Genomic DNA, 15,861 nt, shown 5'->3' with positions numbered 1-15,861 from the left:
GCAATGGCTTTGCTCGATGCAATCATCGGACCCGTTTCCAAGCTTCTCGACCGTATTATTCCCGATCCGCAGGCGCGCGACCGCGCCAAGCTCGAGCTGCTGAAGCTCCAGGGCGACCAGGAAGCTTCTGCAATCGCCACCCAGATGCAGGCAATCGTCGCCGAAGCACAGTCGCCGGATCCATGGACGAGCAGGGCCCGGCCGAGCTTTCTCTACGTGATGTACGCCCTCATCCTTTGGTCGATCCCGATGGGCCTGATCGCCGCCGCCAAGCCCGACGTTGCGAGCGCGATCGGTAGCGGGATGACCAGCTATCTGCGCGGCCTTCCGGACGAGCTCTACACGCTCTTCGGCACCGGCTACCTCGGCTATACGGCAGCGCGGACGTGGCAGAAGGTCAAAGGCGCCTGACCGTCCCCTCATAACGAGCAGGCCGCCGGCGCAGCTGCGGGGAGCTTGCAAGGGCTGGCGCGGCGTCGCAGACCATCGGGATGAAGAAACACATCCTCGCTCTCGCGCTCGTCGCGGCAGCTTCGGCGTTTCCGCCGGCGGCGGTTGCCGCTCCGGCTGAAGCGGCACCGATCGACGCCCAACAGGCGGTGGCGGAGATCGACCGGCAGATGACCGAAGCGGCCGCGAAGGGCTTCGGCGGCGCCGTGGTCATCGAGCAGGGCGGTAAGATGCTTCTGGCCAAGGGCTACGGATTCGCCGACCGCGAGCGGAAGGTGCCCTTCACTCCCGACACGGTCGCGCAGATCGGCTCGATCACGAAGAGCCAGACGGCTGCAGCGCTGGCGACCTTGGTCGCGGAGGGCAGGGTATCGCTGTCCGACCCGGTTTCGAAGTTCGTTCCCGAGGCGCGGGAGCCGGGCCGCTCACGGACCGTCGCGCAGCTTGTCTCGCACAGCTCGGGGCTACTCGACAGCTGCACCGACGATTTCGCCGAGCAGTCGGAGGCGATGCTGGTTGGCGACTGCCTTGCGCGTCCGCTGGCGCACGCGCCGGGCGAGGATAATTACTCCAACATGGGCTACTCCACGCTCGCGCTGATCATCCAGCGAGTGACCGGGAAGAATTGGGAGGAGGCGGTTCGCGAGCGCGTCTGGTATCCGCTCGGCATGAAGGACATCGGCTTTTATTTCCGCGGCCAGCCCGACGAGCTGTTCGCCCACGGCTATCTGAAGAACGCCAAGCAGCCGGTGATTGCGCAGTCGATCGCCAAGCTCGGCGGTAACGACTGGGCGCTTCGGGGCAACGGCGGAATCCAGGCTTCGTCGAAAGCGATGGTCCGCTTCATCGACGGTGTCGTCGATGGCGGTTTGCCGGCCGAAGCGCGCAAGTTGATCATGGCACCGGTTCCGGGGCAGTCCGGCGAGGTCCGCGAAGGATTCGGCTTCGCCTTTCGATACAATGACGACGGATCGCTCTACCGGATGGGGCACGCCGGTTCCGACGGGACTTTCTTCTCATATCTCTGCTGGTTTCCGGCGAACGACGTCCGCATCTATTTCGTCGGGAACAACGGCGAACCGGAAGTGAAGCCGGTTCTCCAACTTGTGCTCAAACCTGCGGCGCACATCGCGCCGTCCGCGACCCGTCCGACACGATGAAACCGGAGCGGATGGCCGCGTTCACCGATGCGGTGTTCGCCATTGTCATCACCCTAATGGTGCTCGAGCTGCGCGTACCCGAAGGAACAGGGCTTGCAGCGCTGAAGCCCGAGCTTCCGCTGTTCGGCACTTACGTGCTCTCGTTCGTCTACCTCGGCCTCTACTGGAACAACCACCATCACATGCTGCAGTCGGCGAAGCGGGTGGACGGGGCTGTGCTCTGGTCCAATCTCGGCCTGCTGTTCTGGCTCAGCCTGTTCCCGTTCGTGATTCGCTGGGTGGGCGAGGGCGGAGTGACAACGTTGCCGGTGGCCGCGTTCGGGGTCGTCCTGTTCATGGCGGCGCTGTTCTACCTTATCCTCGAAAAGGCGCTGATGGCCGTCGAAGGCGAACAGTCCTCTATCGCGGCCGCGCTCGGCTCCGAGCGCAAGGAATGGCTGAGCCTCGCTCTCTATGCAGCGGGGCTGGCGAGCGCGTTCCTGCTGTCGCCCTACGTTTCGGTGGCGCTTTATGTCGCGGTCGCGATCATGTGGCTGTTGCCTGACCGTCGCTTCGAGCGCCGCTTGTAAGAGGCGAAAGCGCGTCCCACCTCCACGTCAACGACTGAACTGGAGACGAAATGGACAGCTGGCACGGAACGACGATCCTCGGCGTGAAGAAGGACGGAAAGACCGTCATCGCCGGCGACGGGCAGGTGTCGCTGGGCAACACGGTCATCAAGCCCAACGCCAAGAAAGTCCGCAGGCTGGGCGAGGACGGAGCCGTGATCGGCGGCTTCGCCGGAGCGACCGCGGATGCATTCACCCTGTTCGAGCGGCTGGAAGGCAAGCTCGAGCAATTTCACGGGCAGCTCCTGCGCGCTGCTGTCGAGCTCGCCAAGGACTGGCGGATGGACAAATATCTTCGCAACCTGGAGGCGATGATGATCGTCGCCGACAAGGATTCGATGCTGATCCTGACCGGCAACGGCGATGTCCTCGAGCCCGAAGGCGGCGTTGCCGCGATCGGGTCGGGCGGCAATTATGCGCTCGCGGCCGCGCGGGCTCTGACCGAGTACGAGCCGGACCCCGAGAAGCTCGCCCGCCGGGCGATGGCGATCGCCGCGGAGGTCTGCGTCTTCACCAACGACCAGCTGACGATCGAGACGGTCGGTAAGTGACGCGCTTGAAGGGCGGGTGCGCCGCTCCAATCTACTCATCATGAATTACCAGGCTCCAATAGCCGAAGGCGGGGCGGCCGACATGCTCAAGGACAAGCTGACGCCCAAGGCGATCGTCGCGGCTCTCGACGAGCATATCGTCGGCCAGGACGACGCGAAGAAGGCGGTCGCGGTCGCCCTTCGCAATCGCTGGCGGCGGCAGCAGCTCAGCCCCGAGCTTCGCGAAGAGGTCACTCCCAAGAACATTCTGATGATCGGGCCGACCGGCTGCGGAAAGACCGAGATCAGCCGCCGCCTTGCACGGCTCGCGGACGCTCCGTTTGTGAAGGTCGAGGCAACCAAGTTCACCGAGGTCGGCTATGTCGGCCGCGACGTCGAGCAGATCGCCCGCGACCTCGTCGAGGAAGCGGTGCGGCTGGAGCGTGAGAGGCGGCGCGAGAAGGTCCGCAAGGCCGCAGAGGATGCGGCGATGGACAGGCTTCTCGATGCGCTGACCGGCAAGGGATCGAGCACTGCGACCCGCGACAGCTTCCGCCAGCGATTCGAGGAAGGAAGCCTCGAAAAAGCCGAAGTCGAGATCGAGGTCGAAGACACGCCCGCAGCTCCGTTCGAAATTCCCGGAATGGGCGCCCAGGTGTTCGACCTGAAGTCGCTGATGGGCAAGGCGATGGGCGGCGGCCAGCGCACCCGCCGCAAGCTAAAGGTTCCGGACGCCTTCGCTCGGCTTACCGAGGAAGAGGCGGACAAGCGCGTCGATCCCGACGACATCAACCGGGTCGCTCTGGCGGATGCCGAAGCCAACGGAATCGTCTTCCTCGACGAGATCGACAAGATCGCGGTCAGCGACGTACGCGGCGGATCGATCAGCCGCGAGGGAGTCCAGCGCGACCTCCTTCCGTTGATCGAGGGCACGACGGTCGCCACCAAATATGGGCCGCTGAAGACCGACCACATCCTCTTCATCGCTTCCGGCGCCTTCCACATCGCCAAGCCCGCCGACCTTCTGCCGGAGCTCCAGGGGCGACTCCCGATTCGGGTTGAGCTCAAGGCGCTGACGGAAGAGGATTTCGTCCGCATCCTGTCGCAGACCCGCGCAAGCCTGACCGAGCAGTACAAGGCGCTGCTCGGAACCGAGGAGGTCACGATCGACTTCACCGAGGACGGTATCGCCGGTCTCGCGCGCATCGCCGCTGAAGTGAACGACGCGGTGGAGAATATCGGCGCGCGGCGGCTTCAGACGGTGATGGAGAAATTGCTCGAGGACGTCAGCTTCTCGGCCGAGGACCGCAAGGGCGAGACGCTGACGATCGACGCCGCCTTCGTTGACGCCCAGCTCGCCGGAATCGCGAAGAACGCCGACCTCAGCCGCTACGTTCTGTAACTTTGCGATATCTCCACAGCAGCCCCGGGACGAAGGGCGGCCAAAGGCTGGTCTTCACGCCCGCGAGGCGAAGCTTGTCGGCGGTCCAGGCATTGCAGGTGGTGAGCGCGTTGAAGCCGCCGCCGGCCCAGTAGAAAGAATCGCAGCAATCGTAGCCCGGGTGGTCGATCCGCACCGGCCTGCCTTCGTCGTCAAGCCGGAAGTCGGCGCGGAGCGCTGCCCACAGCCGGCGATATTCCTCGGGCCGCAGGCGAATCTGCCGCTCGGCGTAGGAGGGGTCGTCAATCCACTCGACGTGGAGCACCCGCCGGCTTCCGGTCAGCACCGCCCAGATTGTAGCGGGCCGGATGTCCCACCAGGTCGGCGTCTGTAGGTAGACCCGCTCCTCGCCCGATCCGAACGCGACCCAGCCCGCATCGGCAGGAGCCGCGGCCGCGTCGCTCCGGCGAAGGACTGTCGACCAGTCGAGCCCTGCGGCGCGCGCCGGCATAATGATGTCGCTGTGGAGGCCATTGTCGGCGAGGTAGATGGTGATTCCGTGCTCGGGCTCGGCCCACCCCCGATTCAGCGGAACGAAGGAGCCAATCAGCGCTGCGAGCATATAGGCGGCCGGGATAGCCAGCAGCGCGGTCAGGATTCGCCCCGTGACCGTCGTCCGCTTCGACCGGTGTCGCCGCTTGCGCTTGCGTTCGCTCATGCCCCTGCCTAGATGCGCGTCACCGTCACAACAACGGCAGTCGGGGCGTAGCGCAGCCTGGTAGCGCATCACACTGGGGGTGTGGAGGTCGCTGGTTCGAATCCAGTCGCCCCGACCATCCTTTCAAGGAAAGCTTTCCTCCGAGAATGTCCATACAACCCATACTGATATCGACAGCCGCAGCGGCTTCCGCTCCACAGGCCGGAGGCGCTTCGGCGATGCTGGTCGGAATCCTTCCGTGGATCCTGATTTTCGTGATCTTCTACGTGCTTCTGATCCGCCCTCAGCAGAGGCGGGCGAAGGAGCACCAGAACGAGATCGCCGCAGTCAAGAAGGGCGACGACGTCGTCACCGGCGGCGGGCTCATCGGCCGGGTCGTGAAGGTGTCGGACACCGAGGTCGAGGTCGAGATCGCCCAGGGCGTCAGGGTCCGGGCGGTCAAGTCCACGCTGACCCAGGTGGTCAAGCCCAAAGCCAAGCCCGCGAACGACTAGGGCGTAGGCGGTGCTCGATTTTCCCCGCTGGAAGGTGCTTTCGATCTGGGGGCTGGTGCTGCTCGGGATCCTATTCTCGATTCCCAGCCTCATCCCGCCCAGTTCGCGCCACCTTTGGCCGTCTTTCCTTCCGCACTCGACGATCAGCCTCGGCCTCGATCTCGCGGGCGGAAGCCATCTTCTTCTCGAAGCGGATCTCCAGGACCTGACCAAGCAGCGCCTCCAGACAATGGAGGACACGGTCAGCAGCGAGATGGGCCGGGGCGAGCCGCGAATCGGAATCTCCGACGTCTCCACCAGCGGCGGGCGAGTGTCGTTTCTCGTCACCGATCCGACGCAGGTCGATGCCGCGGTCGAACGGATGCGCGCGGTAACCCAGGGCGTCGGCCTGACCGGAACACGCGACTGGGATGTAGGGGTCGTCGACCTCAACCGAATCGTCCTGACCCCGACCAAGTCCGGGACCGACCAGTCTCTCAAGAACGCAATGAGCGTCGCCCGCGACGTCGTCCGCCGCCGCATCGATCCGGGCGGAACCAAGGAAATCACGGTCATCACCGAAGGCAATGACCGGATCTTGGTACAGGTGCCTGGCGTCGAAAATCCCGAGGAGCTCAAGCGGCTGATCGGGCAGACCGCTCGCCTCGAATTCAAGCTCGTCGACCTTTCGGCCGACCCCGCGCAGGTGCAGCAGGGACATGCGCCAGCGGGAAGCCAGGTGCTTCCCATGGCCGAGGGCGGAAGCTTCATCGCGCTCAAGCGCCGGGTGATCGTTTCCGGCGACCAGCTCGAGAATGCCCGGCAGGGCTTCGATCAGGACGGCCGGCCGGTCGTCGAGATCAAGTTCGACGCCGACGGAGCGCGGCGATTCGGGCGAGTGACCCAGGAGAACGTCAATAAGCCCTTCGCGATTATTCTCGACGACAAGGTGCTGTCGGCTCCGAACATCAACGAGCCGATCCTTGGCGGAAGCGCGCAGATCAGCGGCGGGTTCACCGTCGAAAGCGCCAATGAGCTGGCGATCTCGCTCGCATCGGGCAAGCTTCCGGTGAAACTCAACGTGATCGAGGAGCGCTCGGTCGGTCCGGACCTTGGTGCGGACTCGATCCATAAAGGGGTGGTCGCCAGCCTGATCGGCATCGCCGGCGTCATCCTGTTCATGCTGGTCACCTACGGGCGGTTCGGCGTCTATGCGAACATCGCGCTCATCGTGAACGGCTTCCTGATCCTCGGGATCATGGCAATCTTCAACGCGACCCTGACTCTTCCTGGAATCGCCGGCTTCGTGCTGACGATCGGCGCCGCCGTCGACGCGAACGTCCTGATCAACGAGCGAATACGCGAGGAGCACCGGCGCGGTCGAAAGGTCGTCGACGCGGTCGATACCGGTTACCAGGAGGCGATGCGCGCGATTTACGACGCGAACGTCACCCACGTGATCTCCGCGGCGCTGATGGCCTATTTCGGATCGGGCCCTGTCCGCGGATTCGCGGTCGTTCTCCTCATCGGCGTCGTCACCTCGGTGTTCACCGCCGTTTTCTTCACCCGGATGCTTGTCGCGCAATGGCTACGCCACAAGCGCCCGAAGACGCTCCCGATTTGAGGCTTCGACTATGCGCCTTCTAAAGCTGGTCCCGGATCACACGAACGTCGACTTCATGCGGTGGCGCAACGTCGCCGTCGTGGTTTCGACGCTGATGACGATCCTGTCACTGGCCTACACGGCCTATCGCGGGCTCAACATGGGCGTCGACTTCGTCGGCGGTCAGATGATCCGGGTGAGCTTCGCGCAGCCAATCAACGTCGAGCAGTTGCGGTCCCGGGTGGACGGCCTCCAGTTGGGAGAGTCGAGCATCCAGGAATTCGGCGGGCCCAAGACCTACCAGATCCGGCTTCCGAAGGCGTCCGGGGGCGACGCTGCAGCGAACGTGGCGGCCACCCGAGTGAAGACGATGGTGACGTCCTCCTATCCGGGGGCACGGATCGATTCGGTGGAATCGGTGTCCGGGAAGGTGAGCGAGGAGCTCGCCCAGAATGGCGCGATGGCGATCATCTTCGCGATGCTCGGGATCGCGATATACATCTGGATGCGGTTCGAATGGCAGTTCGGGATCGGCGCCCTCATAACCCTCGCCCACGACATCGCGATGACGCTCGGCTTCTTCGCTTTCACCCGGTTGCAAGTCGACCTCAACGTCGTCGCCGCCTTCCTGACGGTGGTCGGCTATTCGTTGAACGACACGGTCGTCATCTACGACCGGATTCGCGAGAATCTGCGGAAATATCGAAAGATGGCGATCCTTCCGCTTCTGAACCTGTCGCTCAACGAAACGCTGGCGCGAACCGTGGTCACCTCGCTGACCGTCCTGATCGCGCTCGCCGTGCTGATGGCGATCGGCCCGGAGGTCATCTTCGGCCTTTCCCTCGCCATCTTCCTGGGCGTAGTGGTCGGCACTTATTCGTCCATCTACGTCTCCACTCCGGTCCTCGTCTGGCTGGGGGTCACACCCGACAGCTTCGTCAAGACGGAAACGGCCGACGGAGCAGCGCCTCAGAACGGCTGATCCGTTCAGCCGAGGTTCGCCTTCTGGCTGCTCACCTACGCTTGCCTGACCCAAAGGCCACGCTAATGAGGATTGCATGTCGAACATGACTCGGATTGCGGCGGTGCTTCTTGCGGCCGCACTCGTGCTCCCGGTGAGCGGTTGCGCGAAGAATCGCGTGAAGGGCGATGCGGGCTACGTCGCCCGCGACGTCAACACGCTCTACGCTCTCGCGAAGAAGCGCCTGGACCAGGGCGATTACGAGCTTGCAGCCAAGCTGTTCGACGAAGTCGAGCGCCAGCACCCCTATTCGGTGTGGGCCAGGCGGGCCCAGATGATGAGCGCATTCAGCTATTACGTGGCCGAGAAATATCCCGACGCGATCAACTCGGCCCAGCGTTTCCTGACGATCCACCCGGGTAACAAGGACGCACCCTACGCGCACTATCTGATCGCGATGAGCTATTATCAGCAGGTCAACGACGTGACCCGCGAGCAGCGCAATACGCAGCTTGCGCTGGACTCCTTCGGGGAGCTCGTAAGGCGCTATCCGGAGAGCCGCTACGCCTCCGACGCGCGGCTTCGGATGGACCTTCTCAACGACCATCTCGCTGGCAAAGAGATGGAGGTCGGGCGCTTCTACGAACGGTCCGGCCACTGGCTCGCCGCGAACCTGAGGTTCCGCAAGGTCGTCGAGGATTTCCAGACCACTAGCCACACGCCCGAGGCTCTGGAGCGGATGGTCGAGACCTATCTCGCGCTCGGAATTCCGCAGGAAGCGCAGAAGGCGGCAGCCGTTCTCGGCGCCAATTATCCCGGCAGCAAATGGTACAAGCGGTCGTACGACCTGATCCAGCGTCACCCGCCGCCGCAGGCACTTCAGGCGCAGGTGCGCTCTGAGCCGCGGCCGGCTGCCGCCCAGCTTCCGCCGGCGCAGCCGGTGGAGCAACCGCCGGCCGAAACGCCGGAGCAGCCACAGGCGCAGCCTCAGGGATGATCGCCGCCGCGACCGCCGGCTAAGATGCTCAGGCAGCTCGCGATCCGCAACGTCGTCCTGATCGACAGCCTCGAGATCGAATTCGATTCGGGCCTCGGAGTGCTGACGGGCGAAACCGGCGCCGGCAAATCCATCCTTCTTGACGCGCTTGGGCTCGCGCTTGGCGACCGAGCCGACACTGCGCTCGTTCGTCAGGGCCAGGACAGCGCATCCGTCTCGGCCGAAATCGAGGTCGGAAGCGACCATCCGGTTGTGGGACTGCTGCGGGAGCAGGGGCTGGAGTGTGATCCCGGCGAGCCGATCCTTTTGAGGCGGAGCGTGAAGAGCGACGGCGGAAGCCGGGCCTTCATCGGAGCGTCGTCGGTGCCAGCGGGCACCATCCGCGAAGCCGCTGCCTCGCTGATCGAAATCCACGGACAGCATGACGACCGAGGCCTGCTGCATCCGCGCGGGCACCGGGCTTTGCTCGACTCCTTCGCGCGGATCGACACGTCGGCGGTCGAGGCGGCCTGGGCCAGGGTCACTGAGATCGAGCATTCGCTGAGCGCGGCGCGAGCGGCCGCCGCCGAGGCGGAGCGCGACCGCGACTATCTGGCGCATGCGGTCGGTGAGATCGACGCTCTCGATCCGCAGGTGGGCGAGGAAACGACTCTCTCGGAAGAGCGATCGGCGATGCAGGCCGGGGCCAAGGCCGGAGAGGCGCTCGAAGGTCTCGACGAACTGCTCGGCGGGTCGGAAGGCGCGCTTGCACAGCTCCGGCAGGCGGCTCGCAAGATCGAGCGGGGGGCGGCCGACCATCCGGCATTGGCGGAGGCACTAGCGGCGCTCGACCGGGCGTTGATCGAGGGTCACGACGCCGAGGACAAGATCGCACGGGCCGCCGAGGCCATGGCCTACGACCCGGAACGCCTGGAAGCGGTCGAGGCGCGGCTGTTCGACATTCGGGGGCTCGCGAGGAAACACCGGGTGGAGCCGGATTCGCTTGCCGACCTCGGGGAAAAGATGCGGGCGCAACTGGCGGAGATCGAGGCGGGCGGCGAACGGATCGAAGCGCTCGACGCCGAGCTGAAGGAGGCACGGCTAGCCTATTCGAAACTGGCCGAAGAGCTGGCACGCAAACGCCGCGACGCGGCGGGTAGGCTGGACGTGGCCGTGGCTGCCGAGCTTGCGCCGCTGAAGCTCGATTCCGCCAAGTTCCGGACGTCCATCGGCCAGGCCGAGCCGGGCCCGACGGGGACCGACAAGGTCGAGTTCGAAGTGTCCACCAACCCCGGCGCGCCGTTCGGCCCGCTGACGAAGATCGCTTCGGGCGGCGAGATGTCGCGGTTCATCCTGGCGCTGAAGGTCGCGCTTGCCGAGGCCGGCAGCGCCGGGACGATGATCTTCGACGAGATCGACCGCGGAGTCGGCGGAGCGGTTGCAAGCGCGATCGGCGAGCGGCTGGCGCGATTGGCCAAGGAGAGCCAGGTGCTGGTCGTCACCCACTCGCCGCAGGTGGCGGCGCGGGCGGCGCATCATTACCGGATCGAGAAGTCGCAGGACGGGGAGTCGATGCGGACGGTCGTCCGCCGGCTCAGCGGAGAGGAGCGGCGCGAGGAGATCGCCCGGATGCTCTCCGGAACCGCGATAACGGAGGAGGCGAGGGCCCAGGCATCGCGGCTCCTCGACGCGGCGTGACGAACTATGTGGCGCTGCTTCGCGGCGTGAACCTGGTGGGCCGGAGCGGCCTGAAGATGGCCGATCTCAAGGCGCTTGCCGAGGAGCTCGGGCTCAAGTCGGTGAGAACCTACATCGCCAGCGGAAACCTGCTCTTCGCGAGCGGCAAGCCGGAGGAAAAGCTGCGCCTGATGCTGGAGAGGAGCCTTCAAAAGCATATGGGCAAGCAGGTGCGCGTCATGCTGAGGACTGCAGAGGAAATGACCGCGGTGGTACGCGCCAATCCGTTCCAGAAGGCGCCCGGCAAGAATGTGCAGGCATTTTTCATGAATGACGCGCCGCCCAAGGACCTGCTCTCGACGGTCCGGAACAAGGCAGACGACGAACGAATCGCCGCCGGTAAACGCGAGGTCTTTGTCGCATACGGCGAAAAGGGTATCGGCCGTTCGCGCCTCAAGATTCCGGCGGCCGAGGCCGGGACGGCGCGCAACATGAATACGGTCGCCAAGCTGGCCGAGCTTGCAAGGGAGTTGTGATGAGCAAGGAAACTGCAGTTCCGCTCGAGTTCGAGGGCGAGAGCCTGGAGGGCGTGTTCGTCGGACGGCGCGACGATGCGGCGAGACCCACCGTCATCCTGATCCCGACGGTGATGGGCGTTTCCGACCTGGAGATCGGCTTCGGACGCCAGCTGGTCGAGCTTGGCTACAATGCCTTCGTCGCCGACCTGTTCGGCAAGAAATTCCGCGGCGCTCCTCGCGACACAATGTTCGGTGAGATGGGCCGGCTGCGCGGCGACCGCGCCGCCCTTCGGAAGCGGCTGCTTGCGGTGCTCGACCAGGTGCGCGGACTCGACCAGGTCAAGGCCAGCGAGATCGTCGTCGCCGGCTATTGCTTCGGCGGCCAGTGCGCTCTCGACGTTGCGCGCAGCGGCGCCGAGATTGCGGCCGCCGTCAGCTTCCACGGCCTGTTCGACCCGCCCGGACTTCCGCCCGAAAAGATCAAGGCGAAAGTCGTTGCTTTCCACGGCTGGGACGATCCGATGGTACCGCCCGACGCTGTCGTCGCGCTCGGCAAGGAGCTGACGGAGGGCGGCTCGGACTGGCAGATCCACGCCTATGGTCACGTCGGCCACGGCTTTACCAACCCCCACGCCAGCGAGCTGCAGATCGACGGCGTAGCCTATAATGCCCTGGCGGCGGAGCGGAGCTGGACGAGCTTCATCAGCCTCCTCGAGGAATTGTTCGGCGGGCATGGCTGACGATGCCGCCAGCGACCTGACTGAAGCCGAAGCCGCCAACCGCCTGATGCGGCTGGCGAAGGAAATCGCCCGCCACGACAAGCTCTATCACGACCGCGACGAGCCCGAGATCTCCGACGCGGAATATGACGCCTTGGTGCGCGAAAACCGCGAGCTCGAGGAGCGCTTTCCCAAGCTCGTCCGGGCGGATTCGCCGTCGAAGCGGCTCGGTGCGGCACCCACCAGCGCGCTCGCCAAGGTCACCCACTCGCGGCCGATGCTCAGCATCGACAATGCCTTTTCGGAAGACGAGGTTCGCGAGTTCGTGGGGCGCGTGCGCCGCTTCCTTGCGCTTCCCGCGGACGAGCCGATGGCGGTCACCGCCGAGCCGAAGATCGACGGCCTGTCCTGCTCGCTCCGCTACGAGCAGGGCGAGTTGGTGCTGGCCGCGACGCGCGGGGACGGGACGGTCGGGGAGGACGTGACTCCCAACGCCCGGACGATCGCCGACATCCCGCAGCACATTTCGGGCGCTCCTGACGTCCTGGAGGTTCGCGGCGAGGTCTATATGTCCAAGGCCGACTTCGAGGCGCTGAACGAACGCCAGGAGTCGGCGGGCGGCAAGATCTTCGCCAACCCGCGCAACGCCGCAGCAGGTTCGTTGCGGCAAAAGGACGCGGGGGTCACCGCCGCGCGCCCGCTTCGGTTCATGGCTCACGGCTGGGGCGAGGTGAGCGAGCCGCTCGGATCGATGCAGCTCCTTGCGATGAAGAAGATTGAGTCGTTCGGCTTCCCCGTCAGCGACCTTCTCAAGCGCTGCCACAATGTTGAAGAGATGCTGGACCAGTACCGGGCCATCGAGCGCGCTCGCGCGGACCTGCCGTTCGACATCGACGGCGTGGTTTACAAGGTCGGGCGGATCGACTGGCAGGAGCGGCTTGGCCAGGTGGCGAGGGCGCCGCGCTGGGCGCTTGCGCACAAATTCCCCGCCGAAAAGGCGCAGACGACCCTGGAAGCGATCGACATCCAGGTCGGCCGAACGGGCAAGCTGACTCCCGTTGGCCGACTGAAGCCGGTCGGTGTCGGCGGAGTCATCGTCGCCAATGTGACTCTTCATAATCGTGACGAGATCGAGCGGCTGGGCCTGCGCATCGGCGACCGGCTGCTGATCCAGCGCGCCGGGGACGTCATCCCGCAGGTGGTGGAGAACCTCACCCGCGACGAGAAGCGCCCACCTTACGTCTTCCCCCACCTTTGCCCCGAATGCGGAAGCGAAGCGGTCGCGGAGGAAGGCGAGGTCGACGTCCGCTGCACCGGCGGGCTGATCTGCCCGGCCCAGCGGTTCGAGCGACTAAGGCACTTCGTCAGCCGCGGCGCGCTCGACATCGAGGGGCTCGGAGAGAAGAGCATCGCGGAGTTCATCGAGCTCGGCTGGCTTCACTCGCCTGCGGATATCTTCCGGCTTCACGAGCACCGCGGCGACCTGCTCGGCCGCGAAGGCTGGAAGGAGAAGTCGGTCGACAATTTGCTCGCCGCGATCGACGCGAAGCGAGAGCCCGATCCCGCACGTTTCCTGTTCGGGCTCGGGATCCGCCATGTCGGGATCGTCACTGCACGCGACCTGCTCAAATGCTTCGGCACCGTCGAGGAGCTTCGGCGGGTAGCGATGTCGGAAGGCGGCGAGTCCGAGCTGTCGTCCGTGCAGGGCGTCGGCCCGGTCGTCGCGGAGGCGCTGGTCGATTTCTTCCACGAGCCGCACAACGGGCAAGTGCTCGATGACCTTCTGTCGGAAGTGTCGCCAAAGCCGTTCGTCAGCGACGCGAGGCAGACGGAGTGGAGCGGAAAGACGATCGTCTTCACCGGCAGCCTGGAAACGATGAGCCGCGACGAGGCCAAGGCGCAGGCGGAGCGGCTGGGAGCAAGAGCCGCAGGCTCGGTCAGCGCGAAGACCGACCTCGTGGTCGCTGGCCCCGGCGCGGGGTCGAAGCTGAAGAAGGCGGAGGAGCTCGGAATCCGCGTCGCGACCGAAGAGGAATGGGCGAGGATCGTCGCCGAGGCTTAGCGCGTCTTGGGATGCGGCCAGAGCGCGATGATCAGGAAGACCGCCAGCGCGGCCGAAACGTCCGCAACCCAGTCGAGGGGGTCGCTGTCCCGGCCGACAATTGGAAGCGCCTGGACGACTTCGATCAAGGCTCCAAAAGCGGCGAGACCAAGCAGGAGCGTGCGCTTGCGGGTCTCGGGATAGGCCCAACGCCCAAGCAGTGCGAGCACGAGGAACGCGGCGGCGTGCTGAAGCTTGTCGGATACCGGCAGTGCCGGCGGACTCGGCATGACCGCCATGATGAAAGCCAGGGCCATCGCTGCCCAGAAGAGCAGTCGAGGTAGGAGCGGCGCGCGCAGGATCGTCGGATTAGCGGCTATTGGACGTCCGCCGGATGAAGTCCGCAACATTGTCGTGAAGTTCGATCAGCGTCGGCGGGTGGACGTAAACCATGTGGCCGGACTGATAGTAGTGATATTCGATGTTGCTCAGCAACGCCTTTGGAACGGGCAGGTGGCGAAGCTCCATCACGCCTTCGAAATAGGGCGTCGAGATGTCGTAATAGCCGCCGTTGACCATCACCTTCATCGTAGGATTCTGCTTCATCGCGGAGGCGAGGTCGGGAAGCACGTTCGGAAGCATGATCAGTGGCTTGTCGGCGCCCGGCGGCTGATGCTTGTAATCCCACTTCGAATAGATCGGGATTCCGGACTTGAACTGGATGTCGGGGCGCCAGTTCAGCCGGTCGCGGACGTAGGACTGGTAGGCGGCGACATAGGCCGCGCCGATGGCCGAGCCTTGCGGGTCGTAGGTCGCGACCTTGCTTAAAGGATCGAGGGTCGCCCCGACGAAGCGCGTATCCAGAGTCCCGGTCGTCAGCCCCTGCTCGCCGAACAGCTCCTTTTGGAACGCGCCATATTCGATTCGAAGGTTGGTCTTCAGCAGGTAAGGGACGGACAGGCCGGTGTAGGCGGAAAGCTGCTCGGCGATCCGCTGTCTCTCGGCGTCGGGCAGGTCGTTCCCCTTGATCAGCGCCTGCGCGTAATCGGTCGTCGCGAAGCGCTCGACCTCATTGAGGAAGGCGCGAAGGTCCGCCGGCCTGTTCGCGGACTTGTTGAAGTACCAGGCGGTCGCCGCATAGGTCGGCAAGGCGACGATGTAGGGCATGTCGATGCCCGGATTGAGCTGCGGGTCGTCGGGCATCACATCCCAATTGAGGATGTCCGACAGAAGCATCAGGCCGTTGAGATCGACGTCGGCCTGTTGAAGCGAATAAGCGAGGCCCGCGCCGCGCATCGTGCCGTAGCTTTCGCCGAACACATATTTGGGCGAGTTCCAGCGGCCGTACTTGGTCAGGAACTGGGTGATGAACTTCGTGAAGGCGTCGATGTCCTGGTCGACCCCGTAGAAGGCCTTCTCCTTGTCCTTGCCGGCGATCCGCGAAAAGCCGGTGCCGGGAGCGTCGATGAAGACGAGGTCCGACACATCCAGCAGGCTCTGGTCGTTATTGACCGTGGAGTAGGGCGCCGGCGGCGAATGCCTGGCATCCGGCACTTGCACCCGAACCGGGCCGAACGCACCCATGTGAAGCCAGATGCTCGATGAGCCGGGGCCGCCGTTGAAGACGAACGTGATCGGCCTGGCGGACGCCGGGGCGCCCTGCTTGAAATAGGCCGTGTAATACATCGAGGCTTCGGGCTTGGGCCCGTCCTTGTCCTTGTCGTCCGACTTGTCCGCGTCGGCTTCGATCGCGTCGGTGTCCTCCCACTCCTTGGAATGGATGACGAGCGTCCCGGCGACGGCATCATAAGCGATCGATTGCCCGCCGATGCTGACGCTGCCGACCGAGCGGACCTCGGCGGGATGGAAGAAGGCCTGTGGCGGCTTGGCGGTGTCGGCTTTCGCGGTCACCTTCGCAGGAGTTTTCGGCGGCGCTTTCGATCGGGCGGGCGCTGCCGGTGCGGTGGTGGAGAGTAGCAACGCCGCTGCTGCGGCGGCGAGGAGAGGCGATTTCATCTCACTGCTGTTGCAGCGGCTGTTCGGGCG

16 protein-coding genes and 1 tRNA gene are annotated in these 15,861 nt (G+C 64.9%); 14 read left to right on the top strand and 3 right to left on the bottom strand.

Annotation, left to right across the window (positions count from 1 at the left end; all coding sequences use genetic code 11):
- Positions 1-3 precede the first annotated feature (3 nt).
- The 5 genes from LZ519_RS06880 to hslU all read left to right on the top strand — a co-directional run bounded on the left by LZ519_RS06880 (position 4) and on the right by hslU (position 4,150).
- A complete protein-coding gene (locus LZ519_RS06880) occupies positions 4-411 on the top strand; it encodes a holin family protein (protein ID WP_249867961.1) in 408 nt (135 codons plus the stop codon).
- An 80-nt stretch (positions 412-491) separates the two neighbouring features.
- Complete coding sequence (locus tag LZ519_RS06875) at positions 492-1,610, top strand: serine hydrolase domain-containing protein (RefSeq protein WP_249867960.1); 1,119 nt, start codon at positions 492-494, stop codon at positions 1,608-1,610.
- Between the two features lie 11 nt (positions 1,611-1,621).
- Positions 1,622-2,179 carry a TMEM175 family protein gene (locus LZ519_RS06870; protein WP_249867959.1) on the top strand — a complete coding sequence of 186 codons (558 nt, stop codon included), beginning with the start codon at positions 1,622-1,624 and terminating at the stop codon, positions 2,177-2,179.
- A gap of 50 nt (positions 2,180-2,229) precedes the next feature.
- Positions 2,230-2,769 carry an ATP-dependent protease subunit HslV gene (hslV, locus tag LZ519_RS06865; protein ID WP_249867958.1) on the top strand — a complete coding sequence of 180 codons (540 nt, stop codon included), beginning with the start codon at positions 2,230-2,232 and terminating at the stop codon, positions 2,767-2,769.
- Between the two features lie 82 nt (positions 2,770-2,851).
- Positions 2,852-4,150, top strand: a complete 1,299-nt coding sequence (gene hslU, locus LZ519_RS06860; RefSeq protein ID WP_249868881.1) for an ATP-dependent protease ATPase subunit HslU — start codon at positions 2,852-2,854, stop codon at positions 4,148-4,150.
- Here the strand turns inward: hslU and LZ519_RS06855 are convergent.
- Positions 4,131-4,847, bottom strand: coding sequence for a TIGR02117 family protein (locus LZ519_RS06855; protein ID WP_249867957.1), 717 nt, complete (start codon positions 4,845-4,847; stop codon positions 4,131-4,133). The genes hslU and LZ519_RS06855 overlap by 20 nt on opposite strands.
- A gap of 41 nt (positions 4,848-4,888) precedes the next feature.
- Between LZ519_RS06855 and LZ519_RS06850 the strand changes: the two genes are divergently transcribed.
- From LZ519_RS06850 to ligA, 9 genes are all read left to right on the top strand, one after another.
- Positions 4,889-4,965 (top strand) — tRNA-Pro (locus LZ519_RS06850).
- Between the two features lie 28 nt (positions 4,966-4,993).
- Positions 4,994-5,341 carry a preprotein translocase subunit YajC gene (yajC, locus tag LZ519_RS06845; protein WP_249867956.1) on the top strand — a complete coding sequence of 116 codons (348 nt, stop codon included), beginning with the start codon at positions 4,994-4,996 and terminating at the stop codon, positions 5,339-5,341.
- Between the two features lie 10 nt (positions 5,342-5,351).
- Positions 5,352-6,944 carry a protein translocase subunit SecD gene (gene secD / locus LZ519_RS06840; protein WP_249867955.1) on the top strand — a complete coding sequence of 531 codons (1,593 nt, stop codon included), beginning with the start codon at positions 5,352-5,354 and terminating at the stop codon, positions 6,942-6,944.
- 10 nt (positions 6,945-6,954) lie between these two features.
- Complete coding sequence (gene secF / locus LZ519_RS06835; protein ID WP_249867954.1) at positions 6,955-7,905, top strand: protein translocase subunit SecF; 951 nt, start codon at positions 6,955-6,957, stop codon at positions 7,903-7,905.
- Between the two features lie 76 nt (positions 7,906-7,981).
- Entirely contained in the window at positions 7,982-8,881 is a 900-nt protein-coding gene (locus LZ519_RS06830; protein ID WP_249867953.1) for an outer membrane protein assembly factor BamD, read from the top strand.
- Positions 8,882-8,905: 24 nt separating this feature from the next.
- Complete coding sequence (gene recN / locus LZ519_RS06825) at positions 8,906-10,558, top strand: DNA repair protein RecN (protein WP_249867952.1); 1,653 nt, start codon at positions 8,906-8,908, stop codon at positions 10,556-10,558.
- Complete coding sequence (locus LZ519_RS06820; RefSeq protein ID WP_249867951.1) at positions 10,555-11,073, top strand: DUF1697 domain-containing protein; 519 nt, start codon at positions 10,555-10,557, stop codon at positions 11,071-11,073. Before recN ends, LZ519_RS06820 begins: the two co-directional genes overlap by 4 nt.
- Entirely contained in the window at positions 11,073-11,795 is a 723-nt protein-coding gene (locus LZ519_RS06815) for a dienelactone hydrolase family protein (RefSeq protein WP_249867950.1), read from the top strand. The genes LZ519_RS06820 and LZ519_RS06815 overlap by 1 nt, the downstream gene beginning before the upstream one ends.
- Entirely contained in the window at positions 11,788-13,836 is a 2,049-nt protein-coding gene (gene ligA / locus LZ519_RS06810) for an NAD-dependent DNA ligase LigA (RefSeq protein WP_249867949.1), read from the top strand. The genes LZ519_RS06815 and ligA overlap by 8 nt, the downstream gene beginning before the upstream one ends.
- Here ligA and LZ519_RS06805 read toward each other — a convergent pair.
- Entirely contained in the window at positions 13,833-14,132 is a 300-nt protein-coding gene (locus LZ519_RS06805; protein WP_249867948.1) for a VanZ family protein, read from the bottom strand. The genes ligA and LZ519_RS06805 overlap by 4 nt on opposite strands.
- A gap of 52 nt (positions 14,133-14,184) precedes the next feature.
- Positions 14,185-15,831, bottom strand: coding sequence for a S10 family peptidase (locus LZ519_RS06800; protein WP_249867947.1), 1,647 nt, complete (start codon positions 15,829-15,831; stop codon positions 14,185-14,187).
- Positions 15,832-15,861 lie beyond the last annotated feature (30 nt).

This window comes from Sphingomonas anseongensis (genome assembly GCF_023516495.1).
Classification (GTDB): domain Bacteria; phylum Pseudomonadota; class Alphaproteobacteria; order Sphingomonadales; family Sphingomonadaceae; genus Sphingomicrobium; species Sphingomicrobium anseongensis.
Note: the sequence above shows the minus strand (reverse complement) of the source record. Positions and strands in the feature narration are given on the sequence as shown.